Annotated in this window: 21 protein-coding genes and 2 tRNA genes; 6 read left to right on the top strand and 17 right to left on the bottom strand. The window is 53.0% G+C overall.

All coding sequences use genetic code 11. From position 1 onward, the window contains the following. Positions 1 to 23 precede the first annotated feature (23 nt). Positions 24 to 1,070 (top strand): Holliday junction branch migration DNA helicase RuvB, encoded by a 1,047-nt coding sequence (gene ruvB / locus HYS22_01900; GenBank protein ID MBI1908905.1) that lies wholly within the window; start codon positions 24 to 26, stop codon positions 1,068 to 1,070. Beyond that, a complete protein-coding gene (locus HYS22_01895; protein ID MBI1908904.1) occupies positions 1,060 to 1,341 on the top strand; it encodes a septum formation initiator family protein in 282 nt (93 codons plus the stop codon). Before ruvB ends, HYS22_01895 begins: the two co-directional genes overlap by 11 nt. A 9-nt stretch (positions 1,342 to 1,350) precedes the next feature. Here HYS22_01895 and gspN read toward each other — a convergent pair whose 3' ends face one another. Genes gspN through HYS22_01835 form a run of 12 tightly spaced genes read right to left on the bottom strand, consistent with a single transcriptional unit; the run spans position 1,351 to position 14,624 of the window. Further along, positions 1,351 to 2,271 carry a type II secretion system protein GspN gene (gspN, locus tag HYS22_01890; protein MBI1908903.1) on the bottom strand — a complete coding sequence of 307 codons (921 nt, stop codon included), beginning with the start codon at positions 2,269 to 2,271 and terminating at the stop codon, positions 1,351 to 1,353. A 4-nt stretch (positions 2,272 to 2,275) separates the two neighbouring features. Next, positions 2,276 to 2,866: a hypothetical protein gene (locus HYS22_01885; GenBank protein MBI1908902.1), complete on the bottom strand. Its 591-nt coding sequence runs from the start codon at positions 2,864 to 2,866 to the stop codon at positions 2,276 to 2,278. Next, positions 2,856 to 4,484: a pilus assembly protein PilM gene (gene pilM, locus HYS22_01880; GenBank protein MBI1908901.1), complete on the bottom strand. Its 1,629-nt coding sequence runs from the start codon at positions 4,482 to 4,484 to the stop codon at positions 2,856 to 2,858. The genes HYS22_01885 and pilM overlap by 11 nt, the downstream gene beginning before the upstream one ends. After that, positions 4,485 to 5,768: a general secretion pathway protein GspK gene (locus HYS22_01875; protein MBI1908900.1), complete on the bottom strand. Its 1,284-nt coding sequence runs from the start codon at positions 5,766 to 5,768 to the stop codon at positions 4,485 to 4,487. It lies immediately after the preceding gene. Next, on the bottom strand, positions 5,758 to 6,450 hold the full coding sequence (locus tag HYS22_01870; protein ID MBI1908899.1) for a prepilin-type N-terminal cleavage/methylation domain-containing protein: 693 nt from the start codon (positions 6,448 to 6,450) through the stop codon (positions 5,758 to 5,760). The genes HYS22_01875 and HYS22_01870 overlap by 11 nt, the downstream gene beginning before the upstream one ends. Continuing rightward, entirely contained in the window at positions 6,450 to 7,010 is a 561-nt protein-coding gene (locus tag HYS22_01865) for a type II secretion system protein (protein MBI1908898.1), read from the bottom strand. The genes HYS22_01870 and HYS22_01865 overlap by 1 nt, the downstream gene beginning before the upstream one ends. Continuing rightward, the gene (locus HYS22_01860; protein MBI1908897.1) at positions 7,007 to 7,576 is read right to left on the bottom strand and encodes a prepilin-type N-terminal cleavage/methylation domain-containing protein; all 570 of its coding nucleotides are present in this window, start codon (positions 7,574 to 7,576) and stop codon (positions 7,007 to 7,009) included. The genes HYS22_01865 and HYS22_01860 overlap by 4 nt, the downstream gene beginning before the upstream one ends. A 32-nt stretch (positions 7,577 to 7,608) precedes the next feature. Then, on the bottom strand, positions 7,609 to 8,064 hold the full coding sequence (gene gspG / locus HYS22_01855) for a type II secretion system major pseudopilin GspG (protein MBI1908896.1): 456 nt from the start codon (positions 8,062 to 8,064) through the stop codon (positions 7,609 to 7,611). Between the two features lie 21 nt (positions 8,065 to 8,085). Next, the gene (gene gspF, locus HYS22_01850; protein MBI1908895.1) at positions 8,086 to 9,315 is read right to left on the bottom strand and encodes a type II secretion system inner membrane protein GspF; all 1,230 of its coding nucleotides are present in this window, start codon (positions 9,313 to 9,315) and stop codon (positions 8,086 to 8,088) included. 3 nt (positions 9,316 to 9,318) lie between these two features. Then, positions 9,319 to 11,037 (bottom strand): type II secretion system ATPase GspE, encoded by a 1,719-nt coding sequence (gene gspE, locus HYS22_01845; protein ID MBI1908894.1) that lies wholly within the window; start codon positions 11,035 to 11,037, stop codon positions 9,319 to 9,321. A 16-nt stretch (positions 11,038 to 11,053) separates the two neighbouring features. Beyond that, positions 11,054 to 13,714 (bottom strand): type II secretion system secretin GspD, encoded by a 2,661-nt coding sequence (gene gspD, locus HYS22_01840; protein MBI1908893.1) that lies wholly within the window; start codon positions 13,712 to 13,714, stop codon positions 11,054 to 11,056. Then, the gene (locus tag HYS22_01835) at positions 13,701 to 14,624 is read right to left on the bottom strand and encodes a hypothetical protein (GenBank protein MBI1908892.1); all 924 of its coding nucleotides are present in this window, start codon (positions 14,622 to 14,624) and stop codon (positions 13,701 to 13,703) included. Before HYS22_01835 ends, gspD begins: the two co-directional genes overlap by 14 nt. A gap of 191 nt (positions 14,625 to 14,815) precedes the next feature. Between HYS22_01835 and HYS22_01830 the strand changes: the two genes are divergently transcribed. The 3 genes from HYS22_01830 (at position 14,816) to HYS22_01820 (ending at position 15,277) form a co-directional block, all read left to right on the top strand. Beyond that, entirely contained in the window at positions 14,816 to 15,091 is a 276-nt protein-coding gene (locus tag HYS22_01830) for a DNA-directed RNA polymerase subunit omega (protein MBI1908891.1), read from the top strand. Between the two features lie 24 nt (positions 15,092 to 15,115). Next, positions 15,116 to 15,199 (top strand) — tRNA-Leu (locus tag HYS22_01825). A gap of 6 nt (positions 15,200 to 15,205) precedes the next feature. Beyond that, positions 15,206 to 15,277 (top strand) — tRNA-Thr (locus tag HYS22_01820). A 65-nt stretch (positions 15,278 to 15,342) separates the two neighbouring features. Here the strand turns inward: HYS22_01820 and HYS22_01815 are convergent. Both HYS22_01815 and HYS22_01810 read right to left on the bottom strand, forming a co-directional pair. Further along, on the bottom strand, positions 15,343 to 15,801 hold the full coding sequence (locus HYS22_01815; GenBank protein ID MBI1908890.1) for a hypothetical protein: 459 nt from the start codon (positions 15,799 to 15,801) through the stop codon (positions 15,343 to 15,345). 138 nt (positions 15,802 to 15,939) lie between these two features. Then, positions 15,940 to 19,395: an SBBP repeat-containing protein gene (locus HYS22_01810; GenBank protein ID MBI1908889.1), complete on the bottom strand. Its 3,456-nt coding sequence runs from the start codon at positions 19,393 to 19,395 to the stop codon at positions 15,940 to 15,942. A gap of 305 nt (positions 19,396 to 19,700) precedes the next feature. On the opposite strand from HYS22_01810, the gene HYS22_01805 reads away from it, so the two are divergent. Then, on the top strand, positions 19,701 to 20,159 hold the full coding sequence (locus HYS22_01805; protein ID MBI1908888.1) for a hypothetical protein: 459 nt from the start codon (positions 19,701 to 19,703) through the stop codon (positions 20,157 to 20,159). Here the strand turns inward: HYS22_01805 and HYS22_01800 are convergent. From HYS22_01800 to HYS22_01790, 3 genes are read right to left on the bottom strand one after another with little or no spacing between them, the layout of a single operon-like run. Then, complete coding sequence (locus HYS22_01800) at positions 20,156 to 21,121, bottom strand: radical SAM protein (protein MBI1908887.1); 966 nt, start codon at positions 21,119 to 21,121, stop codon at positions 20,156 to 20,158. The two genes, HYS22_01805 and HYS22_01800, sit on opposite strands and share 4 nt — an antisense overlap. A 2-nt stretch (positions 21,122 to 21,123) precedes the next feature. Continuing rightward, complete coding sequence (locus HYS22_01795; GenBank protein MBI1908886.1) at positions 21,124 to 21,906, bottom strand: enoyl-CoA hydratase/isomerase family protein; 783 nt, start codon at positions 21,904 to 21,906, stop codon at positions 21,124 to 21,126. Between the two features lie 9 nt (positions 21,907 to 21,915). Further along, positions 21,916 to 23,100 (bottom strand): thiolase family protein, encoded by a 1,185-nt coding sequence (locus tag HYS22_01790; GenBank protein ID MBI1908885.1) that lies wholly within the window; start codon positions 23,098 to 23,100, stop codon positions 21,916 to 21,918. Between the last annotated feature and the right edge of the window lie 52 nt (positions 23,101 to 23,152).

Raw genomic sequence — 23,152 nt, 5'->3', positions numbered from 1 at the left:
AAGTAGTCTAAATTGAGGGCCCAATGACCCTAAAAGACCCTGCACGCCGTTCCGACCTTGACCCGATCCCGATCCCTGACGATTTAGAGATCGAGAACTCTCTCCGCCCAAAAAGCTTTGGCGAGTTCATCGGTCAGGAATCGGTCAAAAAGAATCTGATCGTCTTTATTGAAGCGGCCAGAAGGCGTAACGAACCACTGGACCATGCCCTCTTCTGCGGTCCGCCCGGTTTGGGCAAAACCTCACTCGCCCATATCATCGCCCACGAACGGGGGGTCCAGATCAAGTCAACCTCCGGCCCCGCCATCGAACGCCCCGGAGACTTGGCCGCCATCCTCACCAATCTGGAACAAGGGGATGTACTTTTTATAGATGAAATCCATAGGTTATCAAAGATAATTGAAGAGATCCTTTATCCGGCGATGGAGGATTACAAGCTGGATATTGTCATTGGCCAGGGCCCTTCCGCCAAGACGGTCAAGCTCGACCTCCCCCGTTTTACCTTGATCGGCGCAACAACCCGGGCCGGGCTTTTGACCTCCCCTTTCCGGGACCGTTTTGGGATTACCGCGCGGCTTGATTTCTACTCCCCTGAGGAGTTGACCAAGATTGTCCTCAGGTCTGCCAAGATCCTCGGCGTTCAGGTGGATCCGGAGGCCGCCCTGGAGATTGCCGGGCGATCCCGCGGCACCCCCAGGATCACCAACCGGCTCCTCCGTCGCGTTCGGGATTTTGCCCAGGTCCATGGAACCGGTCTGATTGATCTGGACAGGGCCAAAAAGGCGCTCACCTTGCTGGAGGTGGATAACAAAGGGTTTGATGCGATGGACCGAAAGATTCTTCTGACGATTATCGACAAATTTGAGGGGGGGCCGGTCGGGGTGGAAACCCTCTCCTCCGCCATCAGCGAAGAAAGAGAAACAATCGAGGATGTCTACGAACCTTACCTGATCCAGTCCGGTTATCTCAATCGCACGTCACGCGGGCGGGTCGCCACACGACTTGCCTACGAGCATTTAGGACGACCGATCAAAGGCTTAAATCAGGGAGCCCTCTTCAATGAGGCTTAACAACCCTCCCCCATTCCGCAAGATCACGACAGTTCTCATCGCTATCATGTTACTCGCCGCCATCTATGGAAACCAGGGGTTGCTAAAACTCTACCGATTGTCCCGCCTGGAAAAACAATTGGAGTCTTCCATCATGGAAAACAGGAGAGAGAACCAGCGGCTGGCCTTCGAAATCAAGCGGCTCAAAGACCCGTTACAACTGGAAAGAGTGGTTCGTGAGGAGCTGGGTCTCGTCCGGCCCAATGAACTTGTTTTCATTACTGAGCCTTGAAACTGGCCCCTACAAAGGCACTCTGAGGCTACCAATCTGAATGCTCGGTTTTTCCACACGGCCGGTCACCGTCAGGGGGAACTGCCCGTCCGACCCCTTTTCTTTTTCAATCAGGACAAGAAACGGCAGACGACTCGAGGCGGCAGGATTGACGCCAAAACTCCCTTTCAGATTCAAACGGCTATTACTCAAACTCTGGGCTATGTAAAGCTTCCCAGAAAGATTCAACTCAAGATCTCCCCCCTTGAACTCGAAGGATTTGACCTCCATATTCCCCTTATCCATCCTCATATCGATCACGGAAGGGACGGTATTTACCGCCATCTGAAGGGGTGGAAGATTAAAACTCATCGCCATCTCCCCTTCCCCCACCTTGAGCTCGGATTCCAGCAGTCTGAGCTCCTTCAAAACAAGATGCACAGAGCCCTGATTCCGTATCGGTTCCGCCGGAAACAGCTCCAGATCCACTTGGCCACTAATCTGGCTCGACAGATTCAATCCATAGCGGGTCGCCAGGGATTTCAGTTCACCCAGATTAATCCCATCCAATGAGAGAGAAACATGGTATCTGTTGCGGCCGGAGGCGAACGAACCCTCCAACTCCCCTTTCCCAATTTTGGCATCAAACCGGGTCTGCACCGAGCCCCACAAAAGGGGAAGGAGCCTGAGGGAAAGACTCGCCTTGTCAAGCTTGATGAAATCGTTCTGGCTCCGGGCCTCCTTGATCTGGACATTTTTCAGGACAACCCCCAGGAGGGGGAATGGCCTGATTTTGTTGATCGTCACCTGGTAGGCGCCCCCCAAACCGTTTTCCAGTTCCCTGGTGATTCTTCCCTTGATGCTGTCATAGGGAAAGAGCGTCAGCAAAAAAAGGAGGAAGAAAAAGAAAAAGGTGACGCCGTAAAGGGCCAGTCTCAAAAAGAGTTTCATGTCTTTAAGTCCCCTTCTTCAGTGTAAAGTTCGCAATTTCACAGGAAACATCCATCAGGGAACGATTGGAATACATCGGCCGGATCTCGATCTTCGTCACCTTCATGAAACCGGCGGTATTCTGCTCAACATTATAAAGAAAATCGACGAGCTGTGACAAGGTCAGTTTCGAGAGCCTCAACTCTACCGCCTCACCGGTCAGGTCGTCAGTATCAATCGCCGGTTTGCCGCGGAGCGAATCCATATTGGAACGAACGTTACTCTTGGTAGCAATCCCCTCAATGCTGGTCGCCAGGGACCCGACGCCAACACCAAAGGACCTTTCCATCTCCTCCACAGAAGCCTTCAGGTCCTGGTACTCCACCAGTTTGTCCGAAATCTGTCGGAGCGACTCCTGGGAGGTGCTGATTTCCTTCTGAAGAGAGGCAATCTTGCCCGACATCAGGGAGGTCGGGAGAAAGATCAGAAGGACCAGAATGAAGCCACCCACGGAGAGGGCGATCACCCTCCCTTGGGGTGACAGGGAAATGAAGGAATTGTAAATATTATCGAGATTAACCTTGGAAAGGAGGGAGTATCTCGTTTTAAGTGCCATGGTCTCCCCCTTCCTCGCCAACCCGTACCTCAAGGCTCAAGTCGAACTTGATCTCATCCTTGACCCCCTTTTTGACGTTGCCGGTCGTCACATTCTTGAAGAGGGGGGAGCGGGAGAGTGATTCCTTGAGTTTGTCCACCGATTCAAAGGAGTTGGTCCTCCCTTGAAGCCTGATCTTGTTGGAAACGATGTTAAGATTATCCATGTCGACCACAAGATTGGCCTTTTCCGGAATAACGGTGGAAATTTCTTTGAGAAGTTTCAGAACTGAAAGACTGGTCTCCTCCTCCAGACGCCTCTTTTTGTCCCGAACCTCCTGAATCTTCCCATTGAGCACGGAAATGGCCGATTGCGGCCGTTCCACCATCTTCTTGGGGGTATCCGGCAGTTTCTCCGTCACCAATTTGGAAACTTCCTTACGGACACCGCTAACCCGGGACTGCAAGAGGGAATAACTCAGCAAAAAATTTACCAGTGCAAAAAGGATGAGTCCCGCCAACAGAAAGCCTGTCTGCTTTACAACCTTGGAGAGATCTTCAACATCCCCCCGGTAGGCGAATTCCCCCCGGCGAAATTGGACATCCGGAAACCCTCCGGAAGGAAAGACAGCCCTGAGGGCATAGGAGAGTGCCGTAGAGACAAGGGGACGGCACCAGTTTGAGTCGGAAAGACGGTTGAAGGGAAAATCGAGGGGATCTAAAAAACTGACATTTTTGCGTATCCGGAACGATAAAAATTGATCGATCCCTGGCAGGCGCGAGGTCCCGCCGCAGAGGTAAAGGGCCTGGACCGTTTCACCCCCCATCTCCTCAAAGGCGAGAAAGGTCTGTTTGAGCTCCACCAGCAACCCCTCCATCACCTTGCGGATCGCCCCCCCGACCTTTTGCCCCATCGCATCCAGTCCTTCCATGTTCTCGCTCAGCTGGCCAAGTTCAATTTTTATTTTTTCCGCCTCCTCGTAAGGAACAGACAACGTCTTCGCAATCTCTTCGGTCATCGCCTTCCCACCGGTCATGACCGTCCGGGTATACCGGAGAGTCGGCCCGACGAAGAGGGAAACCTCGGTTTTCAGATGACCGATATTGATGATCGCATAAGCCCCTTCCGGTTGGGCCAGCCCCAGTTTGAGAAGATTCCCCAGTTCCACCGGTTCGCAACCGATGAAACGAGGCTCAAATTCGAGATCTTTGAAGATGGAGAGGAACTTGACGAAATCGGTTTTCTTCCCGTAGGCCACCAAAATGGAGGAGAGGTTCTTGGCACTTTTGAGGATATGATAATCGATGAGCAGATCCTCAAGGCTAAAAGGGAGGTATCCTTCCATTTCAAATTCCACCGTCGTGTCTATCTTCTTGGGGTTTGAAAAGGGGAGTTCCAGGAGCCGTGTGGCCACAAGAGAGCCGGGGAGGCTCGCCAGAACGATATCCGGCTTCAGGGAAAAGTCATCAACCAGTTTCTGGAGGGTGGCGGCAATCGCCTCTTCAGGGCTCAAGACCTCATTGTAGGCAACGACCCGCTCATAGAAATTGACCAGCTCGAACCCCTTATAGGCCCGTTCGATCTCGGCAATCTTGACCGAGTAACTCCCGATATCAATCCCCAGAATCTTTTGCGCCATTTACTGCACCCTAAAATAAAGTGTTTTCCATTCGTTGACATTTCCCTTGGTATCAAGAACCGCCTTGATCTTCAGTTCCAGGTCCCCCGATTGCCCTGTCAGTTCGAGCGCATAAAACCTGGCGTCTGTCGTGATCATTGAAGAAAGCGGGATTGTCGCCGTTCCCCCTCCTGCCGCCACCCCCAGAATCGGGTTGACCGCCGAGGCGATCGCATTGGCATCTTGACTCAATTGACAGGTTTGCTGAACCGCCTCCACCAGTTTCTTCAATGTTTCCTCATCATCCGGTTTCACCGGAGGGACCCCCTGGAGCCCTGAGGCGTATTTTAAAAGCACGGCCTTGATCAGTGCCTCCTCGGCCAGACAAAGGTTTATTTTGTTGTCACCATAAACGGTGAGTGAAGGGCTTGCCAGATTATAAAGATCGTCCCCCACCCCACTGACCAAAAGCAACTCCGCCAGTGAGCCCATCTTACCATTTTTGACGCGATATGTATACTCCGTTCCGACATAGACACTGTCCTCATAGCCCCCTTCAATCCCCGGTGCCTCGTTGATCCGGTCATTGCGATCGACCCAATCAGCGATGTTGCCCACCACCTTGGCGATCTCCTCTCTTTTTCCCCCAAAGACAGGCTCAAAGGCCTTTTCCGAAAAGAGCGTCTTCAAAATAAGTTTCTGTTCCTCATACGGGTCGGAAGAACCTGTGGAAGAACTACCCCCGATCCTGAAATAATTCAGATTGATCTTGGACTCCTCCAGGCCGCAGGAGACAGAAAAGTCTCCCTCAAAATCGAGAAACTCCTTGGCCTGCCCTTCCTGGAGAAACCCGAGATCCCCCCCTGTCTTAACCCCCTCTTCCGGTTCCTCTTTCCCGGCCTTCTTTTTCTCTTTTTCCTCCTTCTTCTCTTCTTGAGGCGCCGCTTCTGCCCCCTCTTCGCCACCAAGGAGTCCCCTTAAAAGCGCCGTTGAAAAAGGGAACTGTTGGCAGACCGGGGCCGAGGAGACCGCCCCTTGCTGTAACTGGGACCCGAACTTGCCGCGGATTTCTTTCTCCATCGAGATCTCCAGTTTGGCAAATTGGAATGCGGAACGGGCGAGATAGTAGGCCCGGAGCCGGTCCCTCTCATTCATCGCCATGCTGTAGGAGACATGGGAATTGTAGGCGAATTCCACCGCCAGGGTCGTCAGGACTAGAACCGCCCCCAGCGCCATCATCAGGGCGATGCCGCTCTCCCTCCCTCTCCCTTTGGGGAGAGGGAATTTTGAACGCTTAGAAGTCATTGGGTCCCGGAGCCATTTCGACAATCGCGATCGTGGTAAAGACAATCGGCTCCCCCTCCTCCTCCGGATTTTCAACCGTCAAGGTGATCTCAACCGCCCTCGGCAACTTGGAAGGGTTATCCGACCCCTCCGAATCCCATTCCTCAAACCACTCCTGTTTTTTCGGGTCATAATAGCGAAAGCTCAACCCCTTGACCCCCTTCAAAAGGGGATAGGTCTTTCCCCCTTCGGTTGGGTTGGCATCCAGTGGGGAGGAGCTTCTCTTCACAATCTCCAGGCTGTTTGATTCGTCATCCTTGGAAGGTTCTAATTTGTAAGTCACCTCTTCCTGATCCGATTCCTTCACATCCTTGAGGTAACGGACGTGGGAGAAGGAGGTGAATGAAATCTCATCGGCATCCCCGTTGTTTTTTCCAACAAAGGCGGTCTTTGCAAGGATTTCGCCATTGATGCTTTTTCCTAACTCCTCGGAGGTGGGAGAATAGAGAAAGGCCTCCATCAGATCCTCACTCATCCGGTCCATCACCATCGCCACCGACTGAAAAACCTCATCCCTTTTTTCAGATCGTTCTTTGGCCCTCATGTTAGAGCCGGAGGCCTGCCAGACAACAATGGAAATCAGGGCGAGGATCGCCACAGAGACAATGACCTCAATCAGGGTAAACCCGCTATCCCGTCTCATCACTTTTTTCCTCCACTGGCTGGCGGCGTCGGACTTGCCGGTGGTCCAGAGGGAGAAGTCCCGCCGGTCTGGACCTGAAAACTGCTGATCCCGGACCTGATATTGGCCATATGTGTGGCCACCGTGAAACTCTCCTCAGCCTCCAGTTCCTTCCAGGAGATGGTGACCTTCACAACCCGCATCATCTCCCCCAATTTTTGGCCGATAAAACTCATCAACTGTTCGGCAACGACATTTTCCCCTTCCCCGCCGGAAGGGATCGGCGGGGCCTCCATCTTCTTGATCTCAACCTTCCAGTGATAATCAGGAAACTTGTCAAAATCCCCCTCTTCTTCCTTCCCTTCAGGAAATTCCCCCTTGTCGATCTGGGTCTCAATCTCGATAATTTTTTCATTGGTCTTCTGGCGAGCCAGTTGGACGGCAAGAGACATTTTCTCAGCCCTTCCGGCGCGACGGAGAGAACCCCCCTGCAGGCCGGAGATCGCCACCATGGTAATAGCGAGGATACCGATCGCAATCATCACCTCGAGAAGGGTGAAACCACCGGCCTTCTGTTTCACCGAGCCCCCCCTTCTCCCTCTTTGTATTCGGATCGGATGATCACATGCCCTGAGTAAGGCTCGACCTCAATGGAGTAGAAGGTCTCCTCCTCCTTATCCCTCAGGTTGATGATCGTTCCTGTCATGAAGCCGTTGGGGAAAAAATAGGTGTATCCCTTGCCGTTCGTCTTTTTCTCCCCCTGAAGAGACATCCAGACATCCTTGAAAAAGACCCCGTCCGGTAATTTGACCGGTTTCAGGAGGAGACCTTCCTCTTGGATAAACTGGGCCTCTGGAGGGGCCTCTTCCCCTTCCTCGGGCTCTTTCTTTTCTTGAGGTTCCTCTTTCTGAACAACAAAGGGATCCTTCGTGGATTCAACAAGGTAGGCCGATTCGTCAATATTATAGACAACCCGGAGATAAACCCGCTCAGTCACCGCCTTGTTTCGAAGGTACCGCATCGTGGAGGCCAGTTTCTTGGCCGCCCCCTTCATTTCAAGGTCAAAGAGATTGGAAAAGGAAACGGCGGCCACACCGAACATAATGCCAACAATCGCCATCGTCACCAGAAGCTCGATTAAGGTCATTCCTCTTTTGTTGATGGCTCCCCCCCACTTAACTATTTCTGGCCTATTTCCCACGAATTGATATCGGCATCCACATCCTCTCCCCCTTCTTGACAATCAGCGCCAAGGGAGACGATCTCAACCGGATTGCCGTGGGTCCCAGGACTAAAGTAGACAAAATCACAACTGAAGGAATCCCTGGGGACCTTCCCCCCTTTAAGATAACCATTTTTGGGATAGGTGTTGGGGATCCGCCCGATCGACGGCTTTTCGACAAGGGCACCCAGCCCCTGTTCCGTTGAGGGATAAAAGCCGTTATCCCGTCGGAACTCATCTAAGGCCACCTCCAAGTTCTTGATCTGGGTTTTTGTCGCACTCGCCTTGGCCTGATCGAGCCGGTCGAGGACGTTGACCGTCACGATGGTCGCGATGATCCCCAAGATCGTCACCACCACCATGATTTCGATGAGGGTCATCCCTCTTTGAGATTTTAGTATCTTCTTCCACATAGGCTTCCTCCTTTTATTTGTTTATGCGCCCAATTGATTCATTTGCAATATCGGCAACAAAATCGACATGACGATAAAAGAAACGATCCCCCCCATCATCAGAATCATCAGTGGTTCCAAGAGCGTCGTCAAAACGGAAACAGTATTGTCCACCTGGGTATCATAGGTATCGGCGATTCGGGCCAGCATTTTTTCCAGTTCCCCGGTCTTTTCGCCGATGGAGATCATGTGGGTCACCAGTGGCGGGAACTGCCCGCTCCTCTTCAGCGGTTCGGCCAGGCTTTCCCCCTCCCGAACGCTGTTTTTGGTGGCCTCGATGGCCGCCGTCAGGATTGAATTCTCAACAATCTTCTTGACGATGTCCAGGGCGGCCAAGAGCTGGACACCGCTTCCCAGAAGGGTTGCCAGCGTACGGGCAAAACGGGAGATGGCCACCATCAGAAACAATTTCCCGAAAAGGGGAAGGTGCAGCATCGTTTTGTCATAGAAATGGATCCCCTTTTCGGTTTTCAGGTATTTTTTGATCCCGAAAAAAGCGGCGACGCCGAGGATCAGGAGAAGCCACCAGTAACCGGTCAGGAGGTTACTGATGCCGATGAGAAGCTGGGTTGGGAGGGGAAGCGTCGCCTTGGTGTCCTCAAAAATCTTCGTCACCTTCGGCACCACGTAGACAAACATAAAGACCATGAGGCTCAAGCCGACCAGCCCCATGATCAGGGGGTAGGTCAACGCCCCGATAATCTTGCTTTTCAGCCGCGCCTGTTTTTCGGTAAAGTCGGCAAGTCGTTCCAGGACAACATCCAGCGCCCCTGAGGATTCACCGGCACTGATCATGTTCAGGTAAAGATCGCTGAAAACATCCGCGTGCCCTTTCATCGCATCGGCCAGGCGTGAACCCTCAACAACCTTCTGTTTGACGTTGGAGAGAATCCCGCGGAGTTTTGGGTTGGTCGTTTGGTCGGCCAGGGCTCCGAGGGAATCAACCAGCGTGATGTTAGCCGAGATGAGGGTCGCCATCTGCCGGGTCATCACGGCGATGTCCTGGGTCTTGACCCTCTGAAAGAATTTTCCAAACTCGATTTCCCGGCCCAACCCCCCCTGTCTGGAGCTTGTCCCCTCCGGCCTGACCTCCGTCGGGAAGATTCCCTGTTTCCGGAGCTTGGTCCGGGCAACCCGCTCCGTCTCGGCCTCAACAACACCGCTGGAGTTCTTTCCCTTCGCGTCGATAGCATTATAATGGTAAACGGGCATGATTTAGGCAGCGGCCGTTGTGGACCGGTTTACATCTTCCTGCGCCACTCTCAGGACTTCTTCCAGGGTCGTCAACCCCCGTAACGCCTTTTGGGCCCCATCTTCCCGAAGGGTCGTCATCCCTTTTTCCATCGCCATCTTCTTGATCGTTGTAGCGTCGGTGTTTTTCATCACAAGGGCGCGGATATCATCATCCATGAGCATCAGTTCGTGAATCCCGGTTCGTCCCGCATAACCGGTATTGATACAGTTTTTACAACCAACAGCCCTGTAAAGTTGGCGCCCTTTCAGCTGTTCCGGCGTCAGTCCCACCTCGGCCAGCTCTTCCGTCGTCGGGGTATATTTTTTGGCGCAATCCTTGCAAATGGTTCTGATCAACCGCTGGGCCAGAATTCCCAACACCGAGGAAGAAACAAGAAACGGCTCCACCCCCATATCGATAAGCCGGGTAATCGAGGATGCCGAATCGTTCGTATGCAGCGTGCTGAACACCAGGTGACCGGTCAATGCCGCCTGAACGGCGATCTCCGCCGTTTCGCGGTCGCGAATCTCACCAACCATGATCACATCCGGGTCCTGCCGGAGGATGGCGCGAAGACCGGCGGCAAAAGTGAGTTCAATCTTGGGATTGACCGGGATCTGATTGACCCCGGTAAGCTGGTACTCCACAGGATCTTCAACGGTGATAATCTTCTTGTCGATAGAATTAATCTTGGAAAGACCAGCATAAAGCGTCGTCGTCTTTCCGCTCCCTGTCGGCCCGGTAACCAGAATGATCCCATGGCTTTTTTTGATCAGTTCGTTCATCTTTTCGAGATTACGGCCGGTCACGCCGATCTGCTCCAGTTCCAAAAGGACCTGGCTCTTGTCCAAAAGACGCATGACCACCGATTCCCCAAAGGAAGTCGGCACCGTGGAGACACGAATATCAATATCTTTCCCGGCGATTTTAATGCGGATTCGGCCGTCCTGAGGTAATCTCTTCTCCGCAATATTCAGGCTCGCCATGACTTTGACACGAGAAATGATCGCCGCCATCGCCTTCTTGGGGGGACGCAAAATGTCGTAGAGGATCCCATCCACCCTGAAGCGGACGACGAGATCTTTTTCAAACGGTTCAATATGAATATCAGAGGCCTTCTGCTTGACCGCCCGGAACATGAGCGAATTGACCAGACGGATGATCGGCGCCTCATCGGCCGATTCCAGCAAATCCTGGACCTCCTCCAGTTCCTGACCGATGGTATCGAGATTCTCTTCCCCCACATCCACCTTGTCCCCCGCATCGGTCATCTTGTTGTAGACGATGTTGATGGCACTCATGATTTCGTAAGAACTGGTGATGAGCGACTTGACGGGGATTCCGAAAAGAAGCCTTAAGTCATCAATGACGGCATGATTGAACGGGTCGGCCATCGCTATATAAAGAGAACCTTCTTCCTTTCTGATCGGAAGGACCTCGTTCTTTTTGGCATAGTTGATCGGGAGCGACTGGAGAAGATCCAGAGGGATCTCTTCTGGCGCTAATTTGTTCAAGTAAGGCATCCCCAACTGGATGGAAAGCGCCTTGAGGATATCCTCCATCCGAAGGTATTTCAGCTGGATCAACGCTTCCCCTAGTTTGATCCCCTTTTCCCTCTGAACGGTCAAACCCTCTTCAAGCTGTTCCTGGGTGAGAGAGGTATTTTCAAGCAAGATCGCGCCAAGGCTTCTATCTTCCATAGATTATCGAAAATTTTCAATAAGCCAAATCGATGTCTTCATCCTGCACCGGTTTCAACCCCCCTTGACTTGGGCCTGGGGAGACAGGGCTCCGCATCTTGACCTTGGGCTCTTTGGGGGTCATCGGGGCAGGGGCCTTTTTCCCGCCAGCACCGGGGGGGAGGGCCAGGTCAATATCTTCCTCCTCAGAACCGTGGGTCGCAGCGGGAGAGGGGGTCACCACGGCCTGCTGTTTTTTTGGCTCAGGCGGAGGGGGGGTAAAACTGGGGGGAGGCGATTCGGACTCTACTGAAGATGTTGAGGACGGCGTCTGGACTTGAGCCGGCACGGTCTCACGGATCGGCTCATTGGGAGGCAAGGCCCCTTCGTACTCCAACAGCTTTTTGGCGTGGGACTCTATCGACTCGCGAATCAGTTTTCTCTGCCTCTTGCTGTAGTTTTTGTCGATGAAAACGTTCCTCTCCTCGATTTTTCTCTGCAAAATCTTGTTAAAATCATTCACATCACGAATGATATAGGGTGTGATGAAGACAAGCAGATTGCTCTTGACCTTCTTCTTCGTCCGGTTTTTGAACAACCAGCCCAAGATCGGGATATCCCCCAGTAGCGGCACCTTGTTGATCTCCGTTTTCAGGGTGTCTTCGAGAAGCCCGCCAATCACAATGGTCTGCCCGTCGTTCGCCATAACCGTCGTCTCGACAGACCGTTCCTTCGTCGAAGGGCCGGCTACGGCGGTCAGGGGCCCCGAAGTATTGAGGATGTCCGATTTTTTCTGCTTCAGTTTGAGTTTGACGGTGTCCCCCTCATTGATCTGGGGGGTCAGCTCGAGGGTAAGGCCGATCGGCTCCCGCGTGAAGGACTGGGTGGTCACCCCTCCCTGCCCCACCGCCTGCCCCTGTGAAAAAGGTTCCTTCTGGGCAATCTCGATCGTCGCTTTTTCATTATCCATCGTCAGGAGATTTGGCGTCGAGAGGACATTCACATCAATATTTTTCTGCTGGGCCGTCAACGCGGCAAAGAACTTGGGGACCGTAATCGTCTTGGCGGCGCCGGTTGCCGGATCGGTCACATTGACCGTCACTGTATCGGTACTTACCACACCGCCGCTGAGGCCGTCTTTTCCGGTATTCGCCGCTGTCGATCCGCCCAGCATGGAACCAAAGCCAAGCGCCCCCTTCCCCTTGATGCTGAAGGGAAAACCACCCTGGGCCGCAATCCCCAGACTCTGATCCTGATCAATCACCAGCTCCATCACCACCGCTTCTACATAAACCTGACGCCGCGGGATATCGAGTTTGGAAACAACCTTCTCCACCAGCGTCTCATAATCTTTCTGGGAGGCCATGATCACCAGTGAATTGGTATTCTTGTCCGCCGTAATGTTGACCTTTCCCTCCAGCTCAAAACCAAAGGCGGCCACCGGAGAGCCTCCACCGGAACCACCTCCCGATTTGGCGGCTGAAGAGACTGATTGCGTCAGGCTTGTCAGGGTCTGGGCCATTTCCGTCGCTTCGGCATTTTTCAGGTAATGCACATGGATTTTTCCTGAATCCTTGCTCAGGACAGTATCCAACTTGGCGATCATGTCATGCACCTGTCTCATCGCCACCTTTGAGGCCAGGATGATGAGGGAGTTGGTCCTTTCATCCGGGATCACTTTCGATATCCTCATCAAATCGCCGGATTCATCCCTTTTGGCGCCTGTCGCCGGGCGGCTGCCTCCCTTATCGGTCTCAAAGATATTCTGGATCTTGTCCGCAATATCTTTGGCGGAGGCATATTTGATCGGGACAATCTCCATGATTTCCTGGGGTCCGGTCTTGTCGAGCTCCCTCACCAGGTTATGGATTCGATCGATGTTGGAGCCGGAATCGGTGATGATGATCGTGTTGGTCGCCTGGTAGGCGAAGAGATTTCCCTCCTTGGAAACCATCCCCTTGATGGCATTCGCCATATCCGTAGCGTTAATATTTTTGAGAGGGATCAACCGTGTGATAAAGGCATCCGTGATGGGGCTGTCGCTATCCCCCAGATACATCGGAATCGGGCTGGAGATCGCATCGCGCAAGGGGACAAGTTTATGAAGCCCGACAGGCCCTTGAACGACCGTATAGCCGGCCACCTCGAGGGCCGAAAGAAACATCTCCCACAGTTCATCCTTGGTCACTTTTCGTTCCGAGATGATGGTGATCTTGCAACGGATCTTGTCATCCAGCAAAAAATTCTTCTGGGTCGCCCGGCTGATCTGTTTGATCACTTCACGACAATCTTCTTCGGCCACATTGAAGTAAACCCCCTCTTCCGAGATCATCGATTCCGCCTGTTGCAGGGTCTCCGGAGAAGCGGGACGAAGTTCTGTAGCAACACCTCCTGGAACGCCGCTCGTCTCCGGAGAAATCTCCGAGGCCGGGGCAAACGGGGCCTGGGGAAAACCAATCTGGGGCAGGTTCGCCTGAGGCAGACTGACCTGGGGAGGAGGTGTCGGGAGCGTTGTCGGGACCGGTTCCAGGGTGACTGCCGGCGGGTAACTCGGAATACCGGAAACAGGGGGAGGCTGAACAACGACCGGCGGTTGCGGCGTCCCCTGCGGGGCAGGGGCAACCGTGGCGGGACTCAGCTCGGCCGCCAAGGCGCTGAGGGACCAGGCAAGGAGAAAAAATGTTTTAACGAATTTCATATTCAAGCGTTCGGCCCTTTCCATTTCTCTCCAGATCAATGGTCAAGTTCTTTGAGTCCTTGAGCTGACTGAAGATCTCCATCCCCCTCTTGATATCCATCTCAATCCCGTTGATCCTCTCCAGCACATCCCCTCGTTGCATCCCTAATTTAGAAAAAAGAGACCCAGGCTTGATGGAGAGGATTTTCAAACCCGAAGGTTTGCCAGCCTTGAAATTGGGGACAATCCGGACTTCCGTATAAAGCTTGTCCAGGTTCGCCAAGGCCTCATCCACCTCCCTCTGGTCAATCGTGAAACGACCGCGGGCCTCTTCAACCCCTTCTTTTTCGTGGGCTGCCGCCAGCGCAGGACCCCCTGCCTTCCCCCCGCCATGAACTTCATCCGGCGATTGGAAGATGGATAATTTTGCGGAAATATCTTCCAGTTCTGCGTATTCCAACCGTCCCCCGTTGATGAACTCAACCCTGTTTTTTGAAACCCTGACCATTTTTGTCCCTTCAGCAAACCTCTTCTCGGTATCCCCCACAAAATAGACATCGACCCCACCGGCACCGCTCCCTCCGGAAATGGTCGCTGAAGAACGCCGATCCTCGCCTTCCCCAATCACCAAAACCCCGAGGACCTTGATCGGGAGGGCTGTCTTGACAGCCGTCGCCTGAGGATCAAGAATCTGATCCCCGGCACCGACAGTCGTTCCCCCTGAATCCTCACCCAAGCCCTCTTGGGCCGAATTAAAAATATTCCGGACGGCGATCATCTCATAATCACCCTTTTCCGGAACCTCTTTGGCCAAACGAGTTACCGGACCGGAGCGACGCATCTGGGCCTTGATCTCACCCCCCAGAAGGGCCGCCACATAGGTCGACACGGTCTGGGCCAAGAAATAGCTACCGGCGGCAATCGTCACCAAATGGAGAACCCATAAATATTTTCTAAGAGATAAGACCATTTTGTAGTATAATTATACTTAAATGTAGCATAATTTGAGGGGCTCTCCAAGCTGTTTTTTTAGGGTTTTTTGTGAAATCACCTCACTGCTTGACTTTCCCCCGATTTTTGACTCTACTGGCCCCCGTTAAAACAAGGAGAGGGTCACCCTATATGGCACGAATCACTGTTGAAGATTGTCTGGAAAATGTCGAAAACCGGTTTGCCCTGGTTCATATCGCCACCAAGAGGGCCAAGGAACTCTACCGGGGGATTGATCCGCTTGTTCGTTGCAAGAACAAGGAGGTGGTTACGGCCCTAAGGGAGATCGCGGCCGGGAAGGTCTCGTTTGCTGAAGAAGCCACCGAGACGCCTGCCAAAAAGGGTGATTCCCCCAAGAGCGATTCGCTCAAGGGTGATTCACCCAAAGGTCCTTCCAAAAAAAAATAATTCAGCTTAAGTAATTCCCGCATGGCCGCCTTGGCGGAACTGGTAGACGCGCCAGACTCAAAATCTGGTAGGGGCAACCCTGTCCCGGTTCGATTCCGGGAGGCGGCATATACCGCCGGGATAGCTCAGCGGTAGAGCAACGGTTTCGTAAACCGTAGGTCGCGGGTTCGATTCCCGCTCCCGGCTCAACAGATGGGTGGTATCGGAGGGAGAGAGGTATCTCCCTCCGATTCAGTGGAGTAAAACAACCCTTAGTTGGTTCGTGTGAATGTCCCGCTAGAGGTCCCGTCACAAGTCCCCGAGCCGTAATCTGACTCCCAGGTTGTGCCGGAAAAGCTAAAGGTGCTCCCAACGCTATTGCTGGTGAGTGTCGCCGTCGTGCAATCGATGGTAATAGTTTCCGTCCCGATGGTGAGGTCTCCTGCAAATTTGATCTGGCTTCCGGAGATCTCCCCCTTTAGCGAGATACCGGAGGAGGTTGCCGTGAGCGTGTTGCCGCTTTGTGTAAAGGTACCACTCCCGCTAAAGGTCGTGGTAGGATCGGGACAATTGTTAGATGGAGTTGTTCCCTCCAGAGACCAGACGGTGCCATCCAGATTAAAAGTAGGGGTGGAGGGGTCATCAAAACCGCAACTGCTCCCTCCGCCACCGCACGACACCAGAAGAAAAGAGGCCAGCATGGCCAACACGAACACGCCGCATTTTTTCATTGTCATCTCCTTATTTTCAAAAAACCGTCAGTGTTGGGGCCAGACTTGACTTATTGCGCGGTCCAGAAGCAAAAGTCAATAAGTCAAGTCTGACCCCTGATACTCTCCACGAGAAATCAAGTCGCCGGTTCAACATTCCTACCGTTGTCCCGTCCCACGCAAAGGAACAAAAATACGCCCTTCCTCCGTATTGGTGTGCAGGACCAGAGTGCTACGATACTCTCTATTGAAGAAGGGTGTGAATGATACCCTGATGGTAAAACTCCCTCCCGGATGAATGGTGATAGAGCTGGGTGGTGTAGGGATGTTGGGAGGTGACAACTGGTAAGCCTCTTGGCCGGCTCCTGCCGCCAGATAAAACTCTCGCAGTAATACGGGAAGCGTACCGGAAACAGTAATCGTCACCGTTCTTTCCATCGGCGTGGTCCCTGTCTGTACTCCAAAATCCAACTCGGCAGGGGTAACGATGGCTACCGGTAGTGGAGGGCAAGTCCATCGGATGTTTAAAAGCACCTCACGCTCATCAGGATCGTTCGACCGGATCAGGAAGTTGAGGTCGGGGGAAAGCCCTTCCGCTGGGCAGGACTGTTCATAATAAAATCGGACACGGATCTCAACGGACTGACCCGGACTCAGAAACCTTGGAATGGTGTCCAAAAAGGTCAGTTGAGCCGAAAATGGATTGAAGACCTCAAAGATAGATAGATTAGCGCCACCAGTATTGCGCAGGATGAATGACCGCACCGTAGGGATTTTTTGCCGGATCTCGCCAAAATCGATGACCCTTAAAGTTTGGTCACCAGCAGGATTGGAGCCATACGCAACGATATTCGGGCTACAGACACCCCCTTCATCCACTGGACCATTACAGTTGTTATCGCGGCCATCGCAGACCTCTCGTGAAGAGCGTTCTGCGGTGGTGCATCGGCCCCAGGCGGACCACTGGCCCTCCGTACAAAGACGGGTTCTCTTGCCGCCGGCACAGACACCAACCCCGCAGTTTTCGACCTCGCTGAGATCCTCGTCGATCCTCCCATCACAGTTGTTGTCTTTGTTGTCACACCGCTCGGAACTCGCTTGCGAGGCGGTGGAGCAGGCACTCCATGCGGCCCAAGTCCCATTGGGGCAAGAACGTGTTTGAGTCCCCCCCACGCAGGGGCCGAGACCACAAGACCGGCTCTCGTCACCAACGCCATCCCCATCGGTATCGGTCTGATCCGGGTTGGGAACCAGATAACAATTATCATGATCATCCAGAACGCCGTCCCCATCTTCGTCGTGATTACAGGAATCACCTCTCAGATCGCTAAAGGACCCGTCCGGGCAGAAACCGCTAATCATCGCCACAAAGGCGTCTTCGCCTCCGTTGTCTGACTGCAGGGGAGCCATGGTTGGAAAATCCGTAGAAAAGGTTGTCCCAGCCACCACAATATTTCCGGAGGGGACAATCGCAAGGCCGTAGGCACTATCATAGTAATTCCCTCCCAAGTAAGTGGAAAAAAGGAGGGAAGAACCATCTGAACTTAGGCCTGTTACAAAGGCATCACCGCCGTTCAGATCCGCCTGTAGAGGAGCCACGGTCGGAAAATCGGTAGAATATGTGTTTCCTACTACCACAATGTTACCGGAGGGATCAATCGCAACAGCAGAAGCCCCATCATTACCGCTACTCGACTGCATGCTGGAAAATCCACTGCCCCCCAAGTAGGTTGAAAAGAGGAGGAAAGAGCCATCAGGGCTCAAGCTTGCCACAAAGGCGTCATAGTTACCTCGCCTATTTGCCTGAATGGGGGCCACGGTCGGAAAATCGGTCGAGGCTGTCTGCCCTGTCACAACAACATTTCCGGAGGGAGCAATCGCAAGGGCAGAAAGATGATCACTACCATCCCCCCCCAAGTAGGTGGAAAAGAGGAGGAAAGAGCCACCAGGGGCGATCTTCGTCACAAAGGCGTCATAATCGCGTACACGATTTGGCTGGAGGGGGTTCACGGTCGGGAAATCGGTAGAAACCGTACTCCCAGCCACAACAATATTTCCGGAGGAATCAATAGCAAGGTTTCCAATGTGTTCCCAGCTATCCCCCCCCAGGTAGGTGGAAAAGAGGAGGGAAGAACCATCAGGGCTCAGGCTCGCTACAAAGACATCATATAAACCTCCCTTATTTACCTGAATGGGGGACATAGTTGGGAAATCAACAGAAGAAGTCCCCCCTCCCACAACGATATTTCCGGAGGGGGCAATCGCAAGGGCAGAAGCATAATCATGATCGTTGCCTCCCAGATAGGTGGAAAAGAAGAGAGAGGAACCGTTGGGACTCAGACTTACTACAAAGGCATCACCGCTACCTCTCTTATTTGCCTGCAAAGGAGATGCAGTCGGAAAATCTGTAGACTCCGTAGTCCCTGCTACCACAATGTTACCGGAAGGATCAATCGCAAGGGCATTGGCCCAATCCCTACCGCTCCCTCCCATATAGGTGGAAAAAAGGAGGGAGGAGCCATCGGGACTCAAACTCGTCACAAAGGCATCACCTCCATCTCTACTATTTGCTTGAATGGGGTTTACGGTCGGAAAATTAACAGACCCCGTGTGCCCCGCTACTACAATGTTGCCGGATGGACTTATCGCGAGGGTATGAGCAGAATCTTCATCGCTTCCTCCCAAATAGGTGGAAAAAATGAGCGACGGATCAATCACCAGCGGGCTGTTCGGATCATAGGTCCCTATCTCAAAACCGTAGCCTCCTTTTTCCTGAATCTGGTAACCCCCGGTCACTTCCACTTTTTTGCCATCCCTCACCTGATAAATAGTGGGACGCTCCTCGCGGATCTCCCCGGCCGGGTGTTTGATGAGGAGATTCCCCCCTTCGGAGGGAGAAAGGTTCTCGATTCCCTCATACGCCACGGCAATATCTTTGGGGTTCGCCCCGGCGGCGACACGATACTCAGACTTCAAACGCCCTGGCTCTCCTTTGAAAACGAGATCGATCCCCGGGTAGAGATTTTTGTAGGTGATCTCATGATAGGTCGGGACTTGGGTGATCCACCCTTTTGGGTCTTTCCCTAAAAAGAAATTCATCTTGGCGACTGCTTTTTCCGTCCCCCGGATAACCGGTTTAGGATTAGCCCCGGTAAAGGTTTGGCGGACCACCGTTGTTTTGAATTTCGTAGGACGAGGGTCACCCCGGATTCCTTTTGGAAAGATCTCTTTTGACTCCCCCTCACCCTTACCCTCTCCCCAAGAGGGAGAGGGAGGAATCGTCTCGGAATCTTTTTCAGGGACCTGAAACACCGTTACAATTTCCTTGGGGGTAAAGAAGACAGAGTACCCAGGCCCATCGACATAAAAGGAAACCTGTTTGTCTTTCTGTCCCCGATTTTCGACAAAGAGGAGCGGGAGTCGTGAAAACGAGGAGGTGACCGCCGGTTTGGTTTCGGGAGACGGGCGGGAAGATGAGGCAATCTGGAGCTTTTTGAGGAAGGGAAACCACGACTTTAGATCCCAAGCCTGACTCGGACCAACCACGAGGGTCAGGGAGAAAACGAGGAATGTCAGGAGCGGGAGGCTACGACGGAAAACTCGTTTGAGGCGCATGAGGTCTTACTCCTTATAAACAAGACGCCGCCTCCCCGACGTCACTTAAAAGAGTATAACAGATTTTTAAACCGTTGGTGAATATTTTTTTCAGGGAACTGCTTTGTCCCTTGCTAATCGCTTCCCCTGTGCTAGAGTATTTTCCACAATGCGGCGGAAAAGAAAAATTGTCATGAGTCGATTGATCCCCATCGTCAAAGCCGGCGATCGTTTTGACCTTGTCTTCTGGCAAAGAATCGGGCTTCAGGGTAGATTCGAAGCGGCTTGGGATATGGTCCGGGAGCTTACCCATTGGAATTCTGCTTATGCCCCTGAACAAAGACTTCACAGAACTATTGCATTTCTTAAACGCCGTCCACGCTAAGTACCTCGTTGTTGGGGCTTATGCCGTGATTGCTTATACGGAACCCCGTTACACGAAGGATCTCGATATCTGGATAGAGCCGGAACGGACAAATGCTGAAAAGGTCTATCAAGCCCTGAAGAAATTCGGTGCACCACTAAAAAATCTATCCATCGAGGATTTGGTCAATCCCCACATGGTGTATCAAATCGGCATCGAACCAAACAGAATTGACATTCTCATGGGAATTGGCCGAATTCCCTTCAAAACAGCCTGGAAGAAAAGAAAAATCGGGCATTACGGAAAGGAAAAAATTTATCTTCTCGATCGTGATCATTTGTTGCGTGCCAAAAAAGAGGCCGGCCGCCTACAGGATAAAAGAGATATTGAGCTTCTCCGCCAAATCAAACAAAAAAACTAATGCTTCAAAAACTCCCAAATGCGGGACGGGGTGAGCGGGGTTTCGGTCTCGCCGCGGCAGGAGAGCCAGCAAACATCGCAGGGGTTCGGGTTCTCAATACGGTCCGCATCGTACTCCGTCCAGTGGCAAACGACCGGCATCTCGGAACAACGTTTGATATAACCATCCGGCGTCATCTGGATGAAATTAAGCCCGGCCCGGCAATCCTCCATCTTCCCGTTGCGGAAATACTCCGGCACCTTTTTCAAGTAGTAATCGGAGGTCAGGATATTCCCCTGAGTTTTCTTGAGCAGGAGCAACTGCCCGATCACCTCTTCCAATCGGTTCAGCTGGTCCTGGCGGACGGCATATTCCCCCTTGTCATTCTTCAGGGCAGAATAGGAACTGAATGAAACCTTGACCCCCCACTCATGACTCTTTTTGGCAATCGGCAAAATATGCTCCAGGTTCCGGTCCATGATCACCGTATTGAAGGCGATATTGTCATACCCCTGACGGGTCAGTTTGGGGAGGAGTTCGGAAAAATGCCGGTACAGCCCTTTCAGCTGGCGTTCCTGGTCATGTTCCTCACCGATGTAATTGAGCGAGACCGAGAGCTGGTTCACCCCATGATCGGTCAACGCCTTGAATTTTTCCTCCGTCAGGAGCTGGCCATGCGTGATCATCATCAGGTAGGTACAGTGTGGACGAACCTGATCAACGATCTTTAAAATATCCTTGCGGAGGAGCGGCTCTCCGCCGTTGAGGGAGAGCACCGTCGGCCGGAACCGGGCCATGATTTCGGAATAGTCGTCCAGCTGAGGGTAATCCTTGATCGTCCAACAGGGGCAAAAATCACACTTGGCGTTGCAAAGCTTGGTCACCTCAAGATTGATCAGCTTGGGCCAGCCGCCCGTCTTGACCCGAAGGTATTGGAAGGCGCCGCTTAACTTTTTTGCGGTGGTAAGTCGTCGCGAAAGCATCTTTAGCGCCCCTGAAACCGGGCCGGCCTTTTTTCCAAAAATGCGGCGAGACCCTCTTTGAGGTCGCTGGTCTCAAAACATTTGGGGAAACTGTTCCTCTCCTGAGAGAGTCCTTCCGCCAGGGAAAGATCGAACCCTTCATGGATCACCTTCTTGGCGAGAGTGACTGCCAGTGGTCCCTTTTTGGCGATTTCTCCTGCCACTAACCGGACCTCGGCCAGAAGTTCCTCCGGTTTGCAAATCTTGTTCGCGATCCCGAAACGGAACGCCTCTTCCGCCGAAAGGATCTTGGCCGAAAAAATCATCTCTTTCGCCCTCCCCTTCCCGATCAAACGGGCGAGTCGCTGTGTCCCGCCCCACCCGGGGAAGAGACCAAGACCCACTTCGGGAAGACCCAGTTTCGCCCTTTCCGAGGCATAGATAAAATCACAGGCGAGCGCCAGTTCAAGTCCGCCACCGAGGCAAAAACCATTGACCGCCGCAATCACCGGTTTGGGACAGTGATCCACCGCATCCATCGCAGAATGCCCCAGTTTTCCAAATTCGAGCGCCCCCACCGGCGTCATTGAACTCATCGCCGCAATATCGGCGCCTGCCACAAACGCCCTGTCACCGGCACCGGTCAGGATGACCGCCCGAACATCCCCATTTTTTGAAATTTCGCCAAAGCACTGCTGTATTTCCTTTAAGAGATCAGCATTGAGGGCGTTCAACGCCTTCTCACGGCTGATCGTAACCGTAGAGATAAAATTTTCCGATTGAACCTGCAGGTATTGGTATCCCATATTCCCCTCCTAAATTCTTTCCACCACCAACGCCACCCCTTCACCGCCACCAATACAGAGAGAGGCACAACCACGCCTACTGCCAGTCTCCTGCAAGGAATAAAGAAGTGTTGTTAAAATCCTGGCCCCGGAGGCGCCGATCGGGTGACCCAACGCCACCGCCCCGCCACGAATGTTGACATTTTGCGGATTCAAACCCAATTTTTTGTTGTTGGCCAGCGCCACCACGGCAAACGCCTCGTTGATTTCCCAAAGATCGATGTTGGCGATTTTCAATTGGAGACGATCCAAGACCTTTTTGATCGCCTCCGATGGCGCGATCGTAAACCACTCCGGCGCGACAGAAGACCCCGCATGCCCAACAATCCGCGCCAGGGGCTTCAATCCCTTTTTTTTGGCCAGCTCGCCACTCATCACCACCACCGCCGCGGCGCCATCATTCAACTTGGAGGCATTACCGGCAGTGACCGTTCCTTCTCCGCCTCCGGCGGAAAAGGCCGGCCTCAAACTTTTTAGCTTTTCAAAGTTGGCTTTGGCCGGTTCTTCATCGATCTCTATTTTTTTGGTTGATTTACCGTCGGCGACTTCGACCGCTATGATCTCCGTTTTAAATTTTCCATCCGCAATCGCCTTTTGCGCCCGTCGGTAACTCTCTATCGCAAATTCATCCTGCGCTTCCCGCGAAATCTGGTACTCCTTCGCACACAACTCTGCGGCGGAACCCATATGAAAATTGTTGGTAACATCCCACAGGCCGTCATGGACCATGCTGTCGATCACCTGCCCATGCCCCATCCGATAACCACTCCTGGCCTTGGGGAGAAGGTAGGGAGAGTTGCTCATCGACTCCATCCCGCCGGCAATCACCACCTCCGCATCCCCATTTTTGATCATCGCATCGGCCAGCATGACCGACTTCAACCCGGAACCACACACCTTATTAATCGTGAGACACCCTGTTCCCTTGGGAAGACCTGCCCCCAACGCCGCCTGCCGGGCCGGGGCCTGTCCCAATCCGGCCGGGAGAACGCACCCCATGATCACCTCTTGAACCTCTTCCGGTTTCAGTCCGCTTTTTTTGACCGCCTCCGCAATCGCCACACTTCCCAGTTTTGTGGCGGGAAGGGAGGAGAGGGTTCCTTGAAAAGAACCGATCGGCGTCCGCGCCGCGCTAACGATAACAGTCTCTGTCATGGGGGCGGACGGTAACAAAAGGAGTGCGGAGTGTCAACTTATCGAAAAATTA

The sequence above is a fragment of the Deltaproteobacteria bacterium genome (assembly GCA_016177765.1).
Classification (GTDB): Bacteria; UBA10199; UBA10199; order JACPAL01; family JACOUP01; genus JACOUP01.
Note: the sequence above shows the minus strand (reverse complement) of the source record. Positions and strands in the feature narration are given on the sequence as shown.

Excerpts from the sequence above, each read along its gene's own strand:
- ruvB (MBI1908905.1), top strand. The coding sequence starts at position 24 with ATGACCCTAAAAGACCCTGCACGCCGTTCCGACCTTGACCCGATCCCG.
- HYS22_01895 (MBI1908904.1), top strand. The coding sequence starts at position 1,060 with ATGAGGCTTAACAACCCTCCCCCATTCCGCAAGATCACGACAGTTCTC.
- gspN (MBI1908903.1), bottom strand. The coding sequence starts at position 2,271 with ATGAAACTCTTTTTGAGACTGGCCCTTTACGGCGTCACCTTTTTCTTT.
- HYS22_01885 (MBI1908902.1), bottom strand. The coding sequence starts at position 2,866 with ATGGCACTTAAAACGAGATACTCCCTCCTTTCCAAGGTTAATCTCGAT.
- pilM (MBI1908901.1), bottom strand. The coding sequence starts at position 4,484 with ATGGCGCAAAAGATTCTGGGGATTGATATCGGGAGTTACTCGGTCAAG.
- HYS22_01875 (MBI1908900.1), bottom strand. The coding sequence starts at position 5,768 with ATGACTTCTAAGCGTTCAAAATTCCCTCTCCCCAAAGGGAGAGGGAGG.
- HYS22_01870 (MBI1908899.1), bottom strand. The coding sequence starts at position 6,450 with ATGAGACGGGATAGCGGGTTTACCCTGATTGAGGTCATTGTCTCTGTG.
- HYS22_01860 (MBI1908897.1), bottom strand. The coding sequence starts at position 7,576 with ATGACCTTAATCGAGCTTCTGGTGACGATGGCGATTGTTGGCATTATG.
- gspG (MBI1908896.1), bottom strand. The coding sequence starts at position 8,064 with ATGTGGAAGAAGATACTAAAATCTCAAAGAGGGATGACCCTCATCGAA.
- gspF (MBI1908895.1), bottom strand. The coding sequence starts at position 9,315 with ATGCCCGTTTACCATTATAATGCTATCGACGCGAAGGGAAAGAACTCC.
- gspE (MBI1908894.1), bottom strand. The coding sequence starts at position 11,037 with ATGGAAGATAGAAGCCTTGGCGCGATCTTGCTTGAAAATACCTCTCTC.
- gspD (MBI1908893.1), bottom strand. The coding sequence starts at position 13,714 with ATGAAATTCGTTAAAACATTTTTTCTCCTTGCCTGGTCCCTCAGCGCC.
- HYS22_01830 (MBI1908891.1), top strand. The coding sequence starts at position 14,816 with ATGGCACGAATCACTGTTGAAGATTGTCTGGAAAATGTCGAAAACCGG.
- HYS22_01815 (MBI1908890.1), bottom strand. The coding sequence starts at position 15,801 with ATGAAAAAATGCGGCGTGTTCGTGTTGGCCATGCTGGCCTCTTTTCTT.
- HYS22_01810 (MBI1908889.1), bottom strand. The coding sequence starts at position 19,395 with ATGCGCCTCAAACGAGTTTTCCGTCGTAGCCTCCCGCTCCTGACATTC.
- HYS22_01805 (MBI1908888.1), top strand. The coding sequence starts at position 19,701 with ATGCCCCTGAACAAAGACTTCACAGAACTATTGCATTTCTTAAACGCC.
- HYS22_01800 (MBI1908887.1), bottom strand. The coding sequence starts at position 21,121 with ATGCTTTCGCGACGACTTACCACCGCAAAAAAGTTAAGCGGCGCCTTC.
- HYS22_01795 (MBI1908886.1), bottom strand. The coding sequence starts at position 21,906 with ATGGGATACCAATACCTGCAGGTTCAATCGGAAAATTTTATCTCTACG.
- HYS22_01790 (MBI1908885.1), bottom strand. The coding sequence starts at position 23,100 with ATGACAGAGACTGTTATCGTTAGCGCGGCGCGGACGCCGATCGGTTCT.